1 protein-coding gene is annotated in these 22,414 nt (G+C 73.6%); it reads right to left on the bottom strand.

Annotation, left to right across the window (positions count from 1 at the left end; genetic code table 11):
* Window positions 1–50: 50 nt before the first annotated feature.
* Complete coding sequence (locus OG776_RS38390) at window positions 51–22,295, bottom strand: non-ribosomal peptide synthase/polyketide synthase (protein ID WP_329323381.1); 22,245 nt, start codon at window positions 22,293–22,295, stop codon at window positions 51–53.
* Window positions 22,296–22,414: the final 119 nt, after the last annotated feature.

The raw sequence follows: 22,414 nt of genomic DNA, 5'->3' as shown, positions 1-22,414 counted from the left end.
GTCATCTCTCGGTGAAACAGGGACATCGTGGGACCGCGGACCGCGGAGGATCAGGAGGAGCCGGGGCCGTCGGACGGGCGCGCGGAGCCGGGCACCGTGCCGGCTCCGCCCCGGATCACCAGGGCCCGCAGTGCGCGGAACCAGGTCTCCGCCAGGTCCCGCACCGACTCCTCGGGCAGCACACCGGGAGCGAAGGTCCAGTGTGCGGAGAGTTCCGGGCCACCGCGCAGGTCCTCGGTGAGGGAGTTGACGGTCAGGGCGTGGGACAGCGGCATCAGCGGGTCCCCGTCCAGGTCCGCCGCGCCGTCCTCGGGGGCGTACGACCAGTCGGTGGCCTCGGGGACCCCGAACCGGCCCATGTAGTTGAACTCGATCTGGGGGGTGGCGAGTCGGGCGAGCCGCGGGCCGGTGACGGGATTGAGGTGGCGCAGCAGGCCGTGGCCGACGCCCGCCGTGGGAAGGGTGCCCAGGTGTTCCCGGATCCGTGTCAGGGCCTCGTCGAGTGCGGGGCCGCCCGCGAAGGCGTCGGTCAGGTCGACGGGGCCGGGGTCGAGCCGGACGGGGACGACACTGGTGAACCAGCCGACCGTGCGCGACAGGTCCGCGTTGCCCGCGAGTTCCTCCTCGCGGCCGTGGCCCTCCAGGTCCACCAGTACGCCGCCGCCGGTGTCCCCGGTCCCGCCCCGCCGCTCGCGCCAGTCCGCGACGGCCAGGGCCAGCGCGGTCAGCAGCACCTCGTTGACGGTCGCTCCGAGGGTGCTCGGCACCTGGCCCAGCAGGGGTGCCGTGACGTCCGCGGGCAGGGTGAGGGAGAGGCTCCGTGAGGTGGCGGTGACGTCCAGCCCCGGGTCGAGTGCCCGGAGGAGCGGGAGTTGGGGCGCGTCGGCCAGAATGCCTGTCCACAGCGGCAGTTCGTCCGTCCGGACCGGGTCCACGGCCCGTGCGGCGAGGAGTTCGGACCAGCGGCGGAACGACAGGTCGACCGGGGCGAGGGCCGGGGTCCGGCCCGCCGCGACGTCCTGCCAGGCGGCGGCGAGATCGGGCAGGAGGATGCGCCAGGACACGCCGTCGACGACCAGGTGGTGGACGAGCAGCAGCAGCCGTCCGGGGGTGTCCGGTCCCGCGTCGAACCAGACCCCCTGGACCATCCGTCCGCCGTCCGGGTCGAGTCGGGCCTGGGCGGCGCGGGCGTGTTCGCCGACGGCGGCACGCAGCGCGGGCTCGTCGGCGCCGGTCACGTCCACGCGTTCAAGCCAGGACGCCCTCTCCGCGTGGCCCCGCGCGGGCACCTGGAGCGACCACCGTTCGGCTCCCGGGGCGCCGGTCCGCTCCAGGCGGGCCCGCAGCAGGTCGTGCCGGTCCGTGACGGCCCGGAGGACCGCGTGCAGCGCGGGGAGGTCGAGTGCGGCGGGCGTCCGGACGAAGGCGGCCTGGTGGTAGGCCGCGATCGGGCCGCCCAGTTCGCGCAGCGCGTGCATGATCGGTGTCAGGGGCACGGTGCCGGATCCGTCGTCGTGGGCGGGGTTCTGTGTGTCCGGCCCGAGTTCCACGGCGACGGCCGCGAGCGCGGCGACGGTGCGGTGCTGGAAGACCTGGCGCGGGGTGACCCGCAGCCCGGCGGCGCGCGCCCGGCTGACGAGTTGCATGGCGACGATGCTGTCGCCGCCGAGCGTGAAGAAGTCGTCGTCGGCGCCGGTCCCCGGCAGCCCCAGCACCTCGGCGAAGTGGGCGCACAGGGCCCGTTCCCGGTCGTTCGAGGGCTCGCGTCCGGCCGTCATGCGGGTGAAGTCGGGGACGGGCAGGGACGTGCGATCGAGCTTGCCGTTGGACAGGAGCGGGAGTTCGTCCAGGACCAGGACGGCGGCCGGGACCATGTACTCCGGCAGTACGGCGGCCACATGGGCGCGCAGGGCGGCCGGATCGACGGCGGGGGAAGCGTCGGCGGGGACCGCGTAGGCGATCAGTCGCTTCACCCCGGGGCGGTCCTCGCGGGCGACGACGACGGCCTGCCCGACGTCGGGATGGCGGGTCAACGTGGCCTCGATCTCGGCGAGTTCGATGCGGAAGCCGCGGATCTTCACCTGGTCGTCGGCGCGTCCGAGGTAGTCGATCCGTCCGTCGTCGCTCCACCGTGCCAGGTCTCCGGTGCGGTACATCCGGGTGCCGGCGGGACCGTACGGGTCGGGGACGAAGCGGTCGGCGGTCAGGTCGGGCCGGCCGAGGTAGCCGCGGGCCAGTCCCTCGCCCGCGAGGTACAGCTCGCCCGTGACGCCGGGGAGTACGGGCCGCAGGGCCGCGTCCAGCACGTAGGCGCGGGTGTTGCCGACCGGGCGGCCGACGAGGGGGCGGTCGCTCTCGCCGACGCGGCAGACGAGGGCGTCGACGGTGGCCTCGGTGGGCCCGTAGAGGTTGAACGCGGCCGTGGACTCCCACGCGGCCAGCTCGGTCCAGAGCGCGTCCGGCACGGCCTCGCCGCCGACAGCGACCACCGCGAGCGGGCAGACGCCGTCCTCGACGAGGCCCGTGTCGGCCATCTGGGCCAGGAACGAGGGCGTGACCTCGATGAAGTCGATTCCCTGGGCGCGGATCGCGTCGGCGGTCAGCTCCGGGTCGCGGCGGGTCTCGTCGTCCAGGATGTGCAGGGCGTGTCCGTCGAGCAACCACAGCTGCGGCTGCCAGGAGGCGTCGAAGGAGAACGACCAGGCGTGTCCGACCCGGAGCCGTCGCCGGCCCGTGCTCCGCTTGGCCAGGTCGTGGAGCGTGCGCCGGTGGCTGTGGAAGAGGTTGACCACACTGCGGTGGCAGACCACAACCCCCTTGGGGCGGCCGGTGGAGCCGGAGGTGTAGATGACGTACGCCGGGTGCTCCGGGTCGGGCGCGGTCGTGGGCCGTTCCGCCGACCGGGCGGCCAGCCGTGCGACGGTCTCCTCCGCGTCCAGCGCCAGCCGGGGAACCGGCCCGTCCGGGAGGCGTTCCGCCAGTGCCTCGGTGGTGAGGACGAGCCGGGGCCGGGCGTCGTCGAGCAGCGCGCGGACCCGGTCGGGGGGCAGGTCCGCGTCGATGGGCAGATAGGCCGCTCCCGCCTTCATCACCGCGAGGATCGCCGTCATGAAGTCGGCGGTGCGCGGCAGCGACAGGGCGACGATCTCCTCGGGCCCGGCGCCGTACTCGGTCAGCAGCCGGGCGAGGCGGTTGGCGCGTTCGTCGAGTTCGGCGAAGGTCCAGGTGACGGGGCCCGCGACCACCGCGACGGCGTCCGGGGCGGCGGCTGCCTGTGCCTCGAACAGCGCGGGGAGGGTCGCCGGCGTGCCGGGGGCGACGGGCAGGGCGGTGTCGTTCCACGTCTCCAGGACGGTGTGGCGCTCCTCGGGGGTGAGGAGGTCGACGCCGCCGACGGGCTGTCCGGGGTCGGCGGTCATGGCCTCGAAGAGGCGGACCATCGCCGCGGAGATCCGCTCGACCACGGCCGGTTCGAACAGGTCGGTCCGGTACTCGGCGGTGAGGGTGAGCCGGTCGGCCGGCTCGACGGCCCAGGTGAACGGGTAGTGGGTGGAGTCCTGGTGGTCGCGCACCCGCGTGCGCAGCCCGTCGTCCGCGCCGAGGCCGGGGCCTCCGGCGTCGGGGTAGGACTCGAAGACGACGAGCGTGTCGAACAGCTCGCCCAGTCCATGGGCCCGCTGGATGTCGGAGAGGCCGACGTGCTGGTGTGCGATGAGCCGGGACTGTTCGTCCTGGAGGCGGTCGAGGAACGCGGCGAGCGGCTCCCGGTCGTCGATCACGGCCCGTACGGGCACGGTGTTGATGAACAGGCCGATCATCGACTCCGCGCCGTCCAGCTCCGGCGGCCTTCCGGACACGGTGGCGCCGAAGACGACGTCGGTACGTCCGGTGAGCCGGGACAGCAGGATGCTCCAGGCGCCCTGGACCAGGGTGTTGACGGTCAGACCGCGCGAGCGGGCGAGCGTCGTGAGGGCCCGGGTCAGTACCGGGGACAGCCGTGTGGTGCGGGTGCCGGGCACCGCCGGGTTCCGCTTGGGGTCGGCGGGCACCAGGTGGGTGGGCTCCGCCAGACCGGCCAGCGCGGCCGTCCAGGCGTCCGCGGAGGCCTCGGCGTCCTGACGGCCGAGCCAGGCCAGATGGTCGCGGTACGGCGCCGGGGCGGGGAGTTCCTTGCCCGCGTACAGCTCGGACAGCTCGCGTGTCAGCCGCGGAACCGACCAGCCGTCGAGCAGCAGGTGCTGGTGGGACAGGACCAGCCGATGTGCCCGGGGTCCGGCCTTGACGAGCGTCAGCCGCAGCAGGGGCGGCTCGGCCGGGTCGAACCGTCGCCGTTCCTCGGCCAGGCAGCGGGTCCAGCGTTCCTCGCGGGCGGTGGGGTCCAGGTCGGAGAGGTCGATCAGGCGCCAGGGCAGTGCGACGGTGCGCGGCACCACGGCGACGGGGCGGCCCGAGGAGAGGTAGCGGAACCCGGCCCGGAGGTTGCCGTGCCGGTCCAGGAGAGCCTGACCGGCACGGCGCAGCCGGGTGGGGTCCAGCGGGCCGTCGAGGTCGTAGGACACCTGCACGGTGTAGACGTCGGGTCCGTCGGCGCCGGAGTCGAACGAGGCGTGGAAGAGGAGACCCGTCTGGAGCGGTGAGAGCGGCAGGACCTCGGCGGCGCCGAGCGCGGAGATCTCCGCGCGCTCGGCGTCGGTGAGCGCCGCGAGGAGACCTGTGTCGGACGAGTGGTCCGCGCCGTCGTCGAGGTCCGCGGCGACGGCGGCCAGACCGGCCGGCGACTTGTGCCGGAACACGTCGCGCGGGGTGATCACGAGGCCCGCCGCGCGGACCCGGGCGACGAGTTGCATCGCGACGATGCTGTCTCCGCCGAGGGTGAAGAAGTCGTCGTCGGCTCCGACCCGTTCGAGGCCTAGGACGGACGCGACCAGGTCGCACAGGGTCGCCTCGCGCGCGGTGCGCGGTGGCGAGTCGGTGGCCGCCGCGGCGAAGTCGGGTGCGGGCAGGGCCTTTCGGTCCAGTTTGCCGTTCGGTGTCAGCGGCACCGCGTCGAGGGTGACGAAGGCGGCCGGGACCATGTGCTCGGGCAGCACGGCGGCGGTGTGGGCCCGCAGTTCGCCGGAGTCGGGGGTCCGGCCCGGGGCGGGGACGACGTACGCGACGAGTTGCTGTCCGCGGGCGACGACGGAGGCGTGGGCGACCGTCGCGTGCCGGGTGAGCACGGCTTCGGTCTCGGCGGGTTCGACGCGGAAGCCGCGGATCTTGACCTGGTCGTCGGTACGTCCCAGGTATTCGACCGTGCCGGACGCCGTCCAGCGGGACAGGTCGCCGGTGCGGTACATGCGCGCGCCCGGTTCCCCGTACGGATCGGCGACGAAACGCTCGGCGGACAGGGCGGACCGGTGGAGGTAGCCCCGGGCCAGCTGGGCGCCGGCCAGGTACAGCTCCCCCGCCACGCCGGGCGGTACCGGCCGCAGCGCGTCGTCCAGGACGTACACGCGGGTGTTCCAGACCGGACGGCCGATCGGGACGGTGACGGTGCCGGGGCGCACGCGGGCGGCGGTGACGTCCACGGAGGCCTCGGTCGGGCCGTACAGGTTGTGCAGCTCGGCCGGGAGGAGGGTGTGGAAGCGGTCGGCCAGGGCGGCGGGCAGTGCCTCACCGCTGCACAGGACGCGTCGCAGTCCGGTGCAGCCGGCGGCCGACGGCTCGTCCAGGAACGCGCGGAGCATCGAGGGGACGAAGTGCGCGGTGGTGACGCCCTGTTCCCGGATCAGCGCGGCCAGGTAGGCCGGGTCCCTGTGTCCCTCCGGGCGGGCCACGACCAGGGTCGCCCCGCTGATCAGCGGCCAGAAGAACTCCCACACCGACACGTCGAAGCTGGAGGGTGTCTTCTGCAGGACGCGGTCGTCCGTCGTCAGCCCGTAGGCGTCCTGCATCCACAGCAGACGGTTCACGATGCCCCGGTGCGGTACCACGACGCCCTTGGGGCGGCCGGTCGATCCGGAGGTGTAGATCACGTAGGCGGGGCCGGACGGGTCGTAGGAGGAGGGGAGTTCGTGTTCCGGGCCCTGCGGCAGCGCGTCCTCGACGGCGTACACCGGGCGGGCGTCCTCCAGCATGAGCGCGCGGCGCTCCGGCGGGTAGCCGGTGTCGACCGGGAGGTAGGCCGCGCCGGTGCGCTGCACCGCGAGCAGGGCGACGACAAGGTCCGCGGAGCGCGGCAGCGCGACCGCCACCGTACGTTCCGGTCCCGCGCCCAGTCCGGCCAGGACGCGCGCGGTGTGTTCCACCCGGGCGTCCAACTCGGCGTACGTGAGCTGTTGTTGCTCGAACACGAGGGCCGTCGCGTCGGGGGTCCTGGCCACCTGGGCGCGGAACAGTTCCGGCAGGGTCGTGCGGGGCACCTCGTGTGCGGTGTCGTTCCACCGCTCGACGACGAGGGCGCGTTCGTCCGCGTCCAGGATGTCCAGGTCCCGTACGGAGCGTCCCGGGTCGGCGGCCACCTGTTCCAGGAGCCGGACGAGCCGGTGGGCCAGGCGCTCGGCCGTGCCGTGGTCGAAGAGGTCGTCGCTGTACTCGATCCAGCCCTGGATGCCGGCCCCTTCGCCCTGTTCGATGAAGTCGAAGCTCAGGTCGAACTTGGCACTGTGCCGGCCGAGCGGCTCCCGCCGCACGGTCAGGCCGGGCAGGACGGGGACGCCGCCCGGGTCTCCGAGGTGGACGACCATGACCTGGAAGAGCGGGTGGCGGGCGAGGGACCGCTCCGGGTTGAGTGCCTCGACCAGCCGCTCGAAGGGCAGGTCCTGGTGGTCGTAGGCCGCGAGGTCGGTCTCCCTCACCCTGCGCAGGAGTTCGGTGAAGTCCGGGGCACCGGACAGGTCGGTCCGCAGCACCAGCGAGTTGACGAAGAAGCCGACCAGTTCCTCCAGTGCCTCGTCGCCCCGCCCGGAGACCGGTGCTCCGAGGGGGATGTCGTCGCCCGCGCCGAGCCGGTGGAGCAGCGCGGCGACGGCGGCCTGGGCGACCATGAACATGCTGACGCCCTCGCCGCGGGCCAACTCCCGCAGAGCGCGCTCCAGTTCCGGGGAGACGGTGAAGCCCACGGTGCCGCCCGTGTGCCCGGACTCGCGGGGGCGCGGCCGGTCGGTGGGCAGTGTCAGCTCATCGGGGAGGCCGCGCAGCCGTTCCGTCCAGTGGGCGAGGAGTTCGTCGCCGCTCCGCGTCAGCCGCTCGTCCTGCCAGAGGGTGTAGTCGGCGTACGTCGCGGGCAGCGGTGGCCAGTCGGGGGCGTGGCCCGCCGTGCGGGCGGCGTAGGCGGTGCTCAGGTCGGCGAGCAGCGGCCGGTCGGACCATTCGTCGGTGGCGATGTGGTGGAGCAGGAGCAGCAGGAGGTGCTCGTCGGGCCCCGTCTCGAACAGCGTGACGCGCAGCGGCGGTTCGCTTGCGAGGTCGAAGGTGTGGGCGGCGGCCTCGGCGAGCTTTTCGACGGGTTCCGTCGCGATCGTGACCTGTGCCTGTCCGGGTTCGAGGACGTGCTGGTACGGCAGTCCGTCGGCGCCGGCCGGGAAGACCGTGCGCAGGGTGGTGTGCCGGGCGACGAGGTCGCCGACCGCCGCTTCGAGGGCGGCACGGTCCAGGACGCCGGTGAGCCGCCAGGCGGCCGGGACGGTGTAGGTGTCGGTGGCGCCGTCCACCTGGTGGAGCAGCCACAGCCGCCGCTGGGCGGAGGAGAGGGGCAGCCGTCCGGGGCGTGCACGGTCGGCGGTGAGCGCCGGCCGTGCGGCCGTCCGGGTCTCGTCCAGGCGGGCGGCGAGCCGCGCCACCGTCGGCGCGTCGAAGACCGTGCGCAGGGACACCTCGGTCTCGAGGGTGGCGCGGACCCGGCTGACGAGGCGCATCGCCAGCAGCGAGTGGCCGCCGAGCGCGAAGAAGTCGTCGTCGATGCCGACGCGGTCCGCGCCCAGCACCGCGGCGAACAGCTCGCACAGCACTTCCTCGCGGGGCGTGCGCGGCAGCCGTCCACCGGCCGTGGCCGAGGTGTCGGGTGCGGGCAGGGCGGTCTTGTCCAGCTTGCCGTTGACCGTGCGGGGCAGCGCGTCGAGCGGGACGAAGGCGGCGGGGATCATCTGCTCGGGCAGTCCGGCCGCGAGGTGGGCGCGGAGCGCCGCCGGGTCGGTCGTGCCGGGTCCGGCGGGGACGACGTAGGCGACGAGCCGGCGTGCGCCCGGGGTGTCCTCGCGGACCACGACGGCCGCCGCGGCGACGGACGGGTGGGAGGTGACGGCGGATTCGATCTCGCCGGGTTCGATGCGGAAGCCGCGCAGTTTCACCTGTTCGTCGGCGCGTCCGAGGAACTCCAGGGTGCCGTCGGCGCGGCGCCGGGCGAGGTCGCCGGTGCGGTACATGCGCGCTCCGGGCGCGCCGTGGGGGTCGGCGACGAAGCGGCCGGCGGTGAGCGCCGGCCGGCCGAGATAGCCGCGGGCGAGGCCTTCACCGGCGAGGTACAGCTCACCGGGCGCGCCCACGGGGGTGGGGCGCATCCGGTCGTCGAGGAGGTGGGCGCGGAGGTTGTCGAGGGGGGCGGCCCAGGCGGGTCGGCCGGTGTCCCCGGCGTGCCGGCCGTATGCGTCGACGGCGCACTCGGTGGGGCCGTACAGGTCGTGCACGGCGGTGCCGGGCAGGGCCGCGAGCCGTCGCCACAGGGCGGCGGGGGTGGCCTCACCGCCGACCGCCAGGACGGCGGGGACCCGGCTGCCGGGGGCGAGGAATCCGTGGTGGAGCAGTTCGCGCAGATACGTCGGCGTGAGGTCGACGAAGTCGATCTCCTGGTCGTCGAGGGTCGCGAGCAGCGCTGCCGGGTCGAGCATGGTGGTCTCGTCGGTGATGTGCAGTTCGTGTCCGGCGAGGAGCCACAGCAGTGGCTCCCAGGACCCGTCGAAGCTGAACGAGGCCGCGTGGACCGCGCGCAGGACGTCCCGGCCGGTGTCCGCGACGGCGGGGGCGATCAGGTCCCGCAGGTGCGCGGCGAAGAGGTTGCTCAGCCCGCGGTGGGTGCCGATCACGCCCTTGGGGGTGCCGGTCGAACCGGAGGTGTAGATGGTGTACGCGGCGGCGTCCGGGTGGTGGGTGCGCGGGGGCAGCCGGTCCCCGGACGGCAGCGGTCCGTCGAGCAGCAGCCGTTCGACCCGGTCGGTCCGTGGCATCCTGCCGGTCAGCGTGGTGGTGGTGAGCAGACAGACCGGTGCCGCGTCGTCCAGCATGAACTCCAGGCGGTGCGGCGGGAGATCGGGGTCCAGCGGCAGATAGGCGGCGCCTGTCCGAAGGACGCCGAGGATGGCCGGGACCATCTCGTGGCGGGGCAGGGCCAGCGCCACCACGGTGTCGTCGGCGGCGCCGTGCGCGAGCAGCAGGGCGGCCACGGCGTCGGCGCGGGCGGAGAGTTCACCGAAGGTGTGACGGCCGGTGGCGGTGACCAGGGCGGTCCGCCCCGGGTGTGCCGCCACGGCGGCGGCCAGCAGTTCGGGCACGGCCCGGGTCTCCGGCGGACGGCCGGTGGCGTTCCACGCGCCGGTCGCGGCCGACCGTTCGTCCTCGGTGAGCAGGTCGAGCGCGGCGAGCGGGAGATCGGGGGCGGCCGCGGCTCCGCGCAGCAGCAACAGGAGCCGTTCGGCCAGGAGCGCGGCGGTGTCCGGGTCCACCAGATCGGTGGCGTACTCCAGGAGGAGGGTGACGCGGCCGTCGGCGCCGCCGTCGACGAAGGTGAAGTCGAGGTCGAACTTGGCGGTGCCGGTGTCCATCTCGTACCACTCGGTCGGCAGGCCCAGCAGGTCCGGGTCGCCGTCGGGACGGTGGTGGTAGCCCAGCATCACCTGGAACAGCGGGTTGCGTCCGGCCACCCGGGGCGGGTTGAGGGCCTCCACCACCCGGTCGAAGGGCAGGTCCTGGTGCTCGAAGGCCGCCAGGTCCGATTCCCTTACGCGGGCCAGAAGTTGGCGGAATGTCAGGTCCGCCCCGGACACGTCGGTGCGCAGGACCAGTGTGTTGACGAAGAAGCCGACCAGGTCGTCGAGTGCGCTGTCCGTGCGCCCGGCGATCGGCGCGCCGAGCGGGATGTCGTCGCCCGCGCCCAGCCGGCGCAGCAGCGCGGCCGTGGCTGCCTGGAACACCATGAACATGCTGGTGCCGGTCGTGCCGGAGAGTTCACGGAGTGCCTCGCCCACCTCCGGGGCCAGCTCGCGGCGCACGGTGGCGCCGTGGCCGGTGGGCTCGGCTGGCCGTGGCCGGTCCAACGGCAGGGTCAGTTCCTCGGGCAGCCCGCGCAGGGTCTCGGTCCAGTGGGCGAGCTGCCGGTCGCCGACCTGTTCCAGGAGGGCGGCCTGCCACAGTGTGTAGTCGGCGTACTGCACGGGCAGTGGCGCGAGGCCCGGTGCGCGGCCGGCGGTCCTGGCGGCGTAGGCGGCGTCGAGGTCGGCGAGGAGGGGCCGGTCCGACCACTCGTCGGTGACGATGTGGTGCAGCACGAGGGCGATCACGCAGTTCCCGTCCGCGTCGGCGTCGGGCCGGTCCGCGGGAAGACGGAAGACCGTGGCGCGCAGGGGGAGTTCATGTGCCAGGTCGAAGGGTGCGCGCTGGGCCGCCTCGATCAGTGCGGGCAGTTCGGCCTCCGCGCAGTCGGTCACCGTGAAGGGGACTGGCGCCGCGGCCGCGGGCAGGATGCGCTGATACGGCTCGCCCTCGTGTTCCCCGAGGACCGTGCGGAGCGATTCGTGGCGTGCGGCCACGTCGTGCAGGGCGTCCCGCAGCGCGGCGCGGTCGAGCGTGCCGCGTAGGCGGAAGACGAGGGGGAAGTTGTAGGCGGCCCCGCCGCCGGTGATCCGCTCCACGAGCCACAGCCGGCGCTGGGCGGCGGAGAGCGGGATGCGTCCGGGCCGGTCGACGACGGGAGTGACGGCAGGGCGGCGCGCGGGGCGTCCGCCGTCCGAGCGCAGGGCGAGCTGTTCGGGGGTGGGGGCCTCGAAGAGGTCACGGATCGCGAGTTCGGCGCCCAGTTCGGTACGGGCCCGGCTGATCAGCCGGGTGGCGAGCAGGGAGTGTCCGCCCAGGTCGAAGAAGCTGTCCTCGGCGCCCGCTTCCGGCAGGCCGAGCACCTCGGCGAAGAGCCGGCAGAGCACCTCCTCCCGCGGGGTGCGCGGGCCCCGGCCGGTCCCGGGGGCGACGGCCGGTTCGGCCTCGGGCAGCGCGCGGGCGTCGAGCTTGCCGTTGTCGTTCATGGGGAGCCGGTCGAGGGTGACGAAGGCGGCCGGGACCATGTAGTCGGGCAGCCGGGTCCTCAGATCCTCACGCACGCCTCTGATCAGGCTGTCCCTGTCGCGGGCCGCGGTGGGCGAGTTGGCGTACGGGGGCTCGCCGCCGCCCGGCCGATAGAGCCCAGCGGTCACCCGGGCCGGCTGTCCTTCCGTTTCCTCGCGCAGGAACACCGCTTCGTAGTGGCCGAGTTCGGAGGACCAGGTGGTGAGCACCCGGTAGCCCAGGGAGGCCCCGAGCGCGTGCAGTTCCTCCGGGTCCACTCCCCCGCCGGAATCGATGCGCGGGACGGGCCGGCCCTCGTCCAGGGCCCGTCGCGCGGCCAGTTCCCCGGCGGTACGGGCGTCGGGCACCTCGGTGACACGAAGCCGTTCCGGCCGCTGTCCGCACAGCCGCGCTTCGAGGCCGCCGGACGACCAGGGCAGCTCGGGGACCGTGGTGACGTCGAGCGGGTCGGCGCCCTCGCGGTAGAGGACGGCGTCGTAACGGTGCCGGGAGAGCTCGTTGTGGTGGTGACCACGTTTGGTGCGCAGGTCGACGCCGTGGCCGAGGCCCGTGAAGTAGTCGGGGTCGACGAGGAGTTCCTTCTCCAGCCGCAGCCCGCGCTCGGCGGCCTTGCGGACGGTCTCCGGGTCGGTGTCCCCCGCCGCCCGGGTGAGCTGGACCGCGGTGTGGAAGGTCCGGGCGAGCCGGGGGTTGCGTACGTCTCCGACGAACAGCGCGCCGCCCGTCCGCAGCAGCCGCATGGCGCCCTCGATGACCTCGGTGAGGTAGTCGACGTCCGGGAAGTACTGGATGACGGAGTTGATGACGACGGTGTCGAAGTAGTCCTCGGGCAGACCGGTGGTGTCGTGCGCGGGACGGCAGCGCAGTTCGACCTTGGCGGCCAGTGCGGGATCCTGGCGCAGGTCCTCGCGGAGCTTGCGGATCACGGGCGCGGCGAAGTCGGTCGCCCAGTAAGCCTCGGTCCGGGGGGCCAGCCGCGACAGCAGCAGGCCGGAGCCGACGCCGATCTCCAGGACGCGGCGCGGGCGCAGCGACCGGATGCGGGCGACGGTCTGTTCGCGCCACTCGCTCATCTCCTCGAAGGGGATGGGCTGTCCGTCGTAGCTGCTGTCCCAGCCCGCGTAGTCCTCGGTGAGGACGGCGGTGCTGATCCGCTCGTACTCGTCGGCGTACACGTCCTGCCATTCGCCGACGTGCTCCCGGGCCGCCGACCGCCGTTCCTCGTCGCTGCGTTCGGCGGGCACGACATAGCCGATCAGGCGCCGGGTGCCGGGGGCGGAGGGGTCGTCGCGGGCGACGACGGCGGCCTGGGCGACCCGGGGGTGCTGGACGAGGGCGGTCTCGATCTCGCCCAGCTCCACGCGGTAGCCGCGGATCTTGACCTGGTCGTCGGTGCGGCCGAGGAAGTCGAGGTTGCCTGCGGGGTCGCGGCGTACGAGGTCGCCGGTGCGGTACATGCGCTCGCCGGGTTCCCCGAACGGGTCGGCGACGAAACGCTCCCCGGTCAGGGCCGGCCGGTCGAGATAGCCACGGGCCAGTCCGATCCCGGCGATGTACAGCTCTCCCGGCACGCCCTCGGGAACCGGCCGCAGCCAGGCGTCCAGGATGTGCGCGCGGGTGCCGCGGATCGGACGGCCGACCGTCGGGGTGGCGCTGTCGCGGGTGCCGCCGCCGAGGGTGTTGATGGTGTACTCGGTGGGACCGTAGAGGTTGTAGCCGTAGGTGCCCTCGGTGTCCCGGAGCCGGTTCCAGACCGACTCGGAGACCGCCTCGCCGCCGAGCAGCACGAGAGGCGGCCGGTGGCCCTCCAGCAGGCCTTCCTCCATGAGGAGATGGGCGTAGGTGGGGGTGACGTTCACGACGTCCACGCGGTGCGTCTCGCAGTAGGCGACGAGGGCTTCGGCGTCACGCCGCAACTCCTCGTCACAGATGTGCACTTCGTGGCCCTCGACCAGCCAGAGCAGTTCCTCCCAGGACATGTCGAAGGCGAAGGACACCGTGTGCGCGATGCGCAGCCGCCGGCCGCCGGCCGCGGCGACGGCGGGGGCGAAGATCTCCTTCTGATGGTTGAGCTGCATGTTCGTCAGGCCGCGGTAGGGCGTGACGACGCCCTTGGGGCGCCCGGTGGATCCGGAGGTGTAGATGACGTACGCGGGATGTTCCGGACTGAACCGCCGCCTGGTGAAGTCGCCGGGCAGCGCGTCGAGTTCGGCGGCGACCGCGGGATCGTCCAGCAGGACGCGGACCGCGTCGGGCGCGGCGCCCGTCAGCCGGGCGGAGACCGCGCCGGTGGTGAGCAGCAGGGCGGGACGGGCGTCGTCGAGCATCGTGACGAGCCGGTCGTCCGGGTGGTCCAGCTCCAGCGGGAGGTACGCGGCGCCCGTGCGCAGGACGGCGAACAGGGCGATGACCATGTCCGGCGAGCGCGGCAGCCCGAGGGCGACGACCCGCTCCGGCGCGGCGCCGCGGGCCAGCAGGAGCCCGGCCGTCCTGTTGATCCGTGCGTCGAGTTCGGCGTAGGTGAGGGTGGTGCCGCCGAAGACCAGGGCGGTGGCGTCCGGGGTCGCCGCGGCCTGGACGGCGAGCAGGTCGGCGATGGTGTCCTCGGGTGCGGGGACCCGGCCGACGGCCCGTTCACGGGCCAGTGCCCGGTGCTCGGCCGGCAGCAGTCCGTCCAGACCTCCCACCCGGGCGGTCAGGTCGCCGCCGAGCCGCTCCAGCAGCAGGACGAACCGGTCGAGGAGTGCCTGGGCCCGCGGACGGGCGACGGCGTCGGGCCGGTGGGCCAGCATCACCTGGATGCGCCGCCCCGGGGTGACGACGAGGTTGACCGGATAGTGGGTGGCGTCGACGTTGGCGACGGCGCGGGCGCCGTGCCGGTCGGCGAGTTCGGCGAGCCGCTCCTCGGTGTCGCTGTTGCGCAGCACGAAGAGGGTGTCGAAGAGCCGTCGGTGGCCGGTCTCGGCCTGGAGGACACCCAGGCCGAGGTACTCGTACGGCATCACCGCGAGCCGTTCGCGCTGGACCCGGCGCAGCAGGTCGAGGACGGACTCGGCCGGGTCGTAGGCGATGCGGGCGGGGACCGTGTTGAGGAACAGGCCGATGACGTGCTCGATGTCGGGCACCTCGCTCGGGCGGCCCGCGACGGTGGTGCCGAAGACGACGTCGGTGCGACCGGTCGCGCCGGCCAGGGTGAGGCCCCAGGCCGCGGTGAGCACCGAGTTGAGGGTCAGGCCGTGCCGTCGTGCGCGGTTCCGGAGCCGCTCCCCCAGCTCGGCCGGGAGGATCGCGTCGAGGCGCTCCGGGATGTCCGGCTCCAGCCCCCGGTCGGCGGCGGCGAGGAGCGTGGGCTCGTCGAGGCCGGAGAGCGCGGTGCGCCAGGCGCCGGTGGCGACGTCGGTGTCCTGCGCCTCCAGCCAGGTCAGGTAGTCGCGGTACGAACCGGGTGACGGCAGAACGGCCGGGTCGCCCGCGGACTCGTACAGGGCGAAGAGCTGGTCGAGGAAGGTCCACGCGGACCAGCCGTCCCACAGCAGCAGATGACGGCCCACGACGAGTCGGTCACCACGCTCCGGGCCCAGCCGGACGACGAGCATGCGGAAGAGGAGCGGGCGGGTCAGCACGAAGCGACGTGTGCGCTCCGCCTCCGTCAACTCGTCGAGCCGTACGTTCTGTTCGTCCGCGGTGAGGGCGGACAGGTCGATCTCTTCGACCGGGATCCGCGGGTCCCGGACGATGAACTGCACGGGCCGGCGCAGGCCGTCGCTGGTGAATCCGGCGCGCAGGCCCGGGTTGCGGTCCAGGAGCACCCGTACGGCGGTGCGCAGCCGGTCGGTGTCGAGCGGCGTGCTGAGGTCGAAGGACTCGTGGACGGTGTAGACGTCCAGGGCGCCGTCGTCGTAGGTCGAGTGGAAGAACAGCCCTTCCTGAAGGGGGGCGAGGGGCCAGATGTCCTCGACCGGACCGGGGCTGAGCCGGTGGACCCGCTCGGTCTCCTCGGCGGTGAGGGCGAAGGCGGAGCGCGGCGCGGCGGGCGGGTCGGCACGGTGAGCGGTCGCGGCGAGTGCCGCGGGGGTGCGGTGCTCGAAGACGTCGCGGGGGTTCAGCTCCAGCCCGGCCCGGCGGGCGCGGCTCGCGACACCGATCGAGGAGATGCTGTCGCCGCCCAGCAGGAAGAAGTCGTCGTCGACGCCGACCTCGTCGAGCTTCAGGACAGCGGCGAAGATCTCGGTGAGGGCCAGTTCACGCGGGTCGCGGGGGGCGCGGGCCTCGGCGCGGACGGCCCGCGGGGCGGGCAGGGCGGTCCGGTCGAGCTTCCCGCTGGGCGTCAGCGGCAGGCTGTCCAGGACGACGCAGGCGCCGGGCACCATGGGGGCGGGCAGCAGGTCGGCGAGTGCGGTCAGCAGTCCGGCCGGCTCCGGCGTCGCCCCGCGGGCGGGCACGACGTAGGCGACGAGGGCGTTGTCCAGTACGGTGACGGCGGCCTGCGCGACGGCCGCCTGCCCGGTCAACGCTGCCTCGATCTCACCGAGTTCGACGCGGTTGCCGCGGATCTTCACCTGGCGGTCGGTGCGCCCCAGGTACTCGACGACGCCGTCGGTACGGCGGCTGACCAGGTCGCCGGTGCGGTACATGCGCTCGCCGGGGCCGCCGTACGGGTCCGCCACGAAGCGTTCGGCGGTCAGCGCGGCGCGGGCGTGGTAGCCGCGGGCCAGCTGGACGCCGGTCAGATACAGCTCGCCGGGCACCCCTTCGGGCACCGGGCGCAGGCAGGTGTCGAGGACGCGCAGTCCGGTGTTCCAGACCGGCCGGCCGATGGGAACGGTGGTGCCTGATGTGCCGTCGTACGGGTGGTGGGTGACGTCGACGGCGGCCTCGGTGGGTCCGTACAGGTTGTGCAGCGGTACACCGGTCAGCTCGTGCCAGCGGGCGGCCGCCCTGCCGGGCAGCGCCTCGCCGCTGCTGAACACGCGGCGCAGGGAGGCGGCCCAGGTGGGATCGGAGGTGATCTCCTCGGACTGGAGGAAGGCCTCCAGCATCGACGGCACGAAGTGCAGTGTCGTGACGCGCTGTGCGCGGATCAGTCCGGCGAGATGGGCCGGGTCGCGGTGGCCGTCGGGGCGGGCGAGCACGACGGCGGCGCCCTCGCACAGCGCCCAGAAGAACTCCCAGACGCTGACGTCGAAACTGGCCGGGGTCTTCTGCAGGACCCGGTCGTCGCCCGTCAGGCCGTACTGGCCCTGCATCCACCGGAGCCGGTTGACGATGGCCCGATGGGTGACGACGACCCCCTTGGGCCGGCCGGTCGAACCGGAGGTGTAGATCAGGTAGGCCGGGTCGTCGGGCCGGGCCGGGGTCGTCGCCGCGCCGGGACCGGTCTCCTCGGGAGTGTCCACGAGCAGGGTGGTGAGTCCCGGGAGCGACGGCAGACGGGCGGCCGTGCCGGTGGTGGTGACGACGGTCGTCGTACCGGAGTCGGCGAGCATGTGGGTCACCCGGTCGGCGGGGTAGTCCACGTCGACCGGAAGATAGGCGGCTCCGGACTTCAGGACGCCCAGGAGGGCCGTCATGAGCTCGGCGGAGCGGGGCACCGCGACCGCGACGACCTCGCCCGGTCCCGTTCCCCGGGCCGCCAGTCGCCGCGCCAGCACGGACGCCCGTGCGTCGAGTTCGCGATAGGAGAGCGTTCCCTCGGGGTGGACGACGGCGAGGGCGTCCGGGGTGCGGGCGGCCTGGTCCTCGAAGGCCGCGGCCAGGGTGGTCTCCGGTGTCCGCACACGCGCGCCTGCCGGATGCGCGTCGGCCAGCTCCTCCGCCGAGAGCAGTTCCAGGGCGGCGACGGACCGGCCGGGGTCGGTGGCCATGGCGTGCAGGATCCGGGTGAGCCGGTCGGCGATCAGGCGTACGGCCTCGCCGTCGAGCCGTCGGGCGTGGTGCTTGAGCCGCAGATCGAGGCGTCGGCCCGGCTTCACGACGAGCGCGAGCGGGTAGTGGACGGCGTCATGGAACGCGTGGCCGGTGAGACGGAGCGTGCCGGAGGGGTCGGTGAGGCCGGTGGCGGCCGGGTAGTTCTCGAAGACGACCAGGGTGTCGAAGAGTTCACCGCCGCCCGCGGGTACGGCGAGGCGCTGGAGCTCGGCCAGACCGAGGTGCTGGTGGTCGAGCAGCCGTGCCTGTTCGTCCTGGAGCCGCCGGAGCAGCTCGCCGAGCGTCTCCGCCGACTGCCAACGGAAGCGGGTGGGCAGGGTGTTGATGAAGAGGCCGACCATCGACTCGATGCCCTCGACCTCGGCGTCCCGGCCGGAGACGGTGGTGCCGAACACCACGTCGTGACGGCCGGTGAGCCGGCCGGTCAGCAGACCCCAGGCGGTCTGCACGACGGTGCCGAGCGTGACACCCAGGTCCCGGGCGCGCGCGGACAGCCGAGCGGTGACCTGTTCGGAGAGCTCCACGCGGACCTGCGCGGGCTCGATCGGCCGTCCGTCGGCGGGTGTCGCGACCAGCCGGGTCGGCTCCTCGATCCCGGCGAGGGCGGTGCGCCAGGCGTCCCTGGCGGCCTCCCGGTCGGCTCCGGCGAGTGCGCGCAGATAGGCGCGGTACGGCGCGACCTCGGGCAGCGGAGCCGGCGCGTCCCCGTAGGAGGACATCAGTTCCCGGTGCAGGACCGGCAACGACCAGCCGTCGGCGACGATGTGGTGGAACGTCAGCAGCAGCCGGCTGTGGCCGTCGCCGAGGCATATCAGGGCGCATCGCAGCAGGGGCGGTGCGGCGAGGTCGAAGCGGCGGGCCCGCTCCTCGTCGGCCACGGCGTCGGCGAGCGACGCTCCGGTCCGCGGGTCCTGGCTTGAGAGGTCGATCTCGCGCCACGGCAGTTCCACGCCGGCCGCCACGATCTGCACCGGCCTGCCGTCGGCGAGCGGCCGGAAGCAGGACCGCAGGGGTGCGTGCCGGTCCAGGACGCGCTGGGCGGCCCGGCGCAGGGCTGCGGCGTCCACCGGTCCGGAGAGTTCGAGGGCCTGTTGCACGACGTAGGCGTCGCGGTCGGCGCCGTCCACGAGGGAGTGGAAGTAGAAGCCCTCCTGGAGGGGGCTCAGAGGCGTCAGGTCCTCCACGGTGAGGGGGTGATCGCCCTGGAGTCCAGTGCGTTCGGCCTCGGTGAGGCGCGGCAGCGGGCCGTCGTCCTCGGTACCGGCCGGGTGGGTCCGCTCGACGGCGGCCCGGGCGAGCTCGGCGACCGTGCGGTCCCGGAACACGTCCCGGGAGGTGAGACGCAGGCCTGCCCTGCGGGCACGCACCAGGAGCTGGATGGCGGTGATGCTGTCGCCGCCGAGGGCGAAGAAGTCGTCGTCGACGGTGACCGAGCGCAGACCCAGGACCTCCGCGTAGGCGACGCACAGCAACTCCTCGCGGGTGTCGCGCGGCGGCCGGCCGGAGCTGAGGGCGCCGTAGTCGGGCGCGGGAAGCGCGGCGGCGTCGAGCTTTCCGCTGGGGGTGACCGGGAGGCGGTCGAGCGGCACGAGGGCGGCGGGGAGCATGTACTCCGGGAGCTTCTCGCCCGCGTACGAACGCAGGCGCCTCATCAGGGAGTTCACGTCCCGGAAGGGTGCCGGGCGGTTGGCGTGCGGGACGGTGCCGTTCCTCTGGTACAGCTCCGCGTACGGGATGTCGCCGCGAGTGAACAGCACGTCGAGACCACCGTCGTCGGCGGGTCCGTTCCATGTGACGGCGACCCGGTGCCCGTGGCGGGCCCCGAGCGCGTGGAACGTCTCCGGGTCCGGGGCTCCGGCGGGTGACGCGGTGCGGCTGCTGTCCTCCAGCGTCTCCAGCGCGGCCAGGTCCTCCGCGAGCCGGGCGTTGGGCACACCGGTGACCCGGAGCGGAGCGGTGTCGTCGGCGAGTTGGTCGCCGAGGGCGTCCAGACCGCCCAGCGCGGTCCAGGACATGGTGCGCACCGGGTCTCCGGCCGGGGCGCGGGTGCCGGTCGGCCTGCGGAGCACCACGTCGTACCGGTAGCGGGTCAGCTCGTTGTGGTGGGCGCCGCGCTTGACGCGGATGTCGGCGTCGAAGCCGTCGAGGGCGGCGAAGAAGTCGGGGTCGAGGAGCAGTTCGCCCTCCCAGGCCACCGACCGCTCCACGGCGGTCCGCAGGGCCTGCTTGTCCTGCGGGTCGGCGGCCCGGCGGGTCTCCACGGCGGCGCGCAGGCAGCGCAGCAGACGGGCGTTGCGCACGTCGCCGACGAAGATGCTGCCGCCCGGGGCGAGCAGTTCACCGGCGGCGCGGAGCACCTCGGCGAGGTAGTCGGCGCTGGGGAAGTACTGGGCCACGGAGTTGAGGACGACGGTGTCGAAGTGGTGCCGGGGCAGGCCGGAGGTGTCGTGGGCCGGCCGGGCATCGAGGCGGACCCGGTCGGCGAGGCCGTCCACGCTCTCCACCTGGGTGCGCAGGGCACGGACGGCCTCCTCGGAAAGGTCGGTGCCCCAGTACTCCTCGCATCCGGGCGCGACACGGGAGAGGATCAGGCCGCTGCCGACGCCGATCTCCAGGACGCGGCGCGGGGCCAGTTCGCCGATGCGGGCGATCGTGGCCTCCCGCCACTCCCTCATCTCCTGGACGGGGAGGGGCAGGCCGTCGTACATGCTGTTCCAGCCGGCGAAGTTCTCGCGGAATCCCGCGGATCCGCCGCTGTCGCCCTCGGCGTCGTCGCGGCGCCCCTCGGTTCCCACGGCGGAGTAGAGCAGTTCGTGGAGGTCCTTCCAGGCCTGGACCTGTTCGGCCGCCTCCCGTTGCCCCTCTCCCGGCTCCGCCGTCAGCGCGGGGACGACGTAGGCGGCCAGCCTGCGGTCACCGGGCCGGTCCTCGCGGATCACTACGGCGGCCTGGTCCACGGCCGGATGCGCGCGCAGCACGGACTCGATCTCGCCGGGTTCGATGCGGAAGCCGCGGATCTTGACCTGGGAGTCGGCCCGGCCGAGGAACTCCAGCCGTCCGTCGGACTTCCACCGCACGAGGTCGCCGGTGCGGTACAGCCGCTCGCCGGGGTTCCCGAAGGGATCGGCGACGAACCGTTCGGCCGTGAGGTCCGGCCGTCCGAGGTAGCCGCGGGCGAGTCCGGCGCCCCCGAGGTACAACTCGCCGGGCACACCGGCCGGTACGGGTTCGAGACGGGCGTCCAGGACATAGGCGCGGGTTCCCGGGTCGGGGACACCGATCGGCACGACGTGGCCGGCGGGGATGTCCGGGTCGCACAGGCCGAGGGTGGAGTTGGTGGTGGCCTCGGTGGGACCGTAGGCGTTGAACATCATCCGGCCGCGTGCGTAACGGCCGACGAGTTCGGGTGAGACCCGCTCGGTGCCGGCCAGCAGTGTGGCGGGCGGCAGTTCGACGTCCTCGGGCAGGGCGGCGAGCAGGGCGGGGGGCAGGATCATGAACGTGATGCCGTGTGCGTGCGCGTAGTCCGCGAGCGGTGCGCCGGGCACCCGCAGTTCGGTGGGCACGACGACGAGCCTGCCGCCGGAGAGCAGGCCTAGGCACAGGTCCCAGAAGGCGACGTCGAAGCTCGGTGACGCGAACTGGAGGACCCTGCTGTGCGGTCCGATGCCGAACCGTTCGGTCTGGGTGGCGACGAGTTTCGCGACACCGGCGTGGGAGAGCACCACGCCCTTGGGACGGCCGGTCGAGCCGGAGGTGTAGATCACATAGGCCGCGCCCGCGACCGGCAGGGGGCCACGGTCGGCGTCGCCCGGGTCGTGTGCGGGCAGACCCGCCAACTCCCTGACGGTGTCGGGCTCGTCGAGGATCACGAGGTGCGTGCCCTCGCCCGGTGGGATGTCGTCCACGACCTCGGAGGTGGTGACGAGACAGACCGGGCGGGCGTCGGCCAGCATGTACGAGACGCGGTCGGCCGGGTAGTCGGTGTCGACCGGGAGATAGGCGGCGCCGGTCTTGAGCACCGCGACCTCGGCGACGATCAGGTCGGCGGAGCGGGGTACGGCGAGGGCCACGACCCGTTCGGGCCCGGCACCGCGGGCGATCAGGGCGTGGGCCAGGCGGTTGGCGCGTGCGTCGAGTTCGGCGTAGGTGAGCCGGGTGTCCGCGAAGACCAGCGCGACGGAGTCGGGGCGCAGTCGGACCTGCTCGGCGAACATCTCCGGCCAGGTGCGCGGGGGGAGGGCGTGCTCGGTGTCGTTCCATCCCTCCAGGACGAGACGGCGCTCCTCGGCGCTCATCAGCTCCAGCTCGCCGACGGCGGCGTGCGGCCGGGCCAGGGCGTCGGCCAGCAGGATCACGTAGTGGTCGGCGATCCGTCGGGCGGTCGCCGTCTCGAAGAGGTCCTGACGGTAGCTCACCCATAGTTCACCCGGAGCGACTTCGAGCACGAGGTCCAGCGGGGGCGCGTCGTCCCGACTGACGGCTCCCAGTGCCGGACCGGACTCCCCGCCGGTCGGGCCGCAGGGCTCCTCGTCGTCCGTGGCGGACGCCGTACCGGGCGCCTGGGAGCGGGCGGTGCCGGACGCGGTACGGCCCGTCGTGCCGCGGTCCGTGCCGGACGGAGTGCGGAACGCCGTGTTGAACAGGAGTCCGCCGCCGCGGGTGGGTTCCGCGCGCAGCCAGGCGGCGAGGGTGCCGAGTTCGGCACGGTGGGCCCTCGCCCCCGCGACGGCCTCGGCCACGCGTCGTACCAGCTCGGTGAATCCGGTGCCGCCGTCCAGCCCGACCCTGACCGGCAGACCGTCGTACCCCACGGTGATGTCGTGCCCACCGCCGTAGCGGTGCAGCAGGCCCACGTACGCGGCTAGCAGGGTCGCCTCGTCGGCCGTCGGGTCCAGTGGGCGGTTCAGGGTCCGCCGCTCCCCCGCCGGCCGTGCCGGGTACGGGAGGTCGACGGGCAGGGCGGCCTCCCGCGGAAGCGGATCGAGGCACCGGCGCCAGAACTCCGCCACTTCGCCCTCGTCGATACCGGATACACGTACTTCGATACCGGACACAGCTGACCGTGCCTTTCGAATGCGCGGAACCGGCTCGGCCGGAGGAACGCGGCCATACTAAGGTAAGGATTACCTAATCAAAAGGTCCTTGTCTCGGAGATCCGGATGGCGCCCACTAC

Origin of the sequence: Streptomyces sp. NBC_01689, from assembly GCF_036250675.1 — a bacterium.
Taxonomy (GTDB): domain Bacteria; phylum Actinomycetota; class Actinomycetes; order Streptomycetales; family Streptomycetaceae; genus Streptomyces.
Note: the sequence above shows the minus strand (reverse complement) of the source record. Positions and strands in the feature narration are given on the sequence as shown.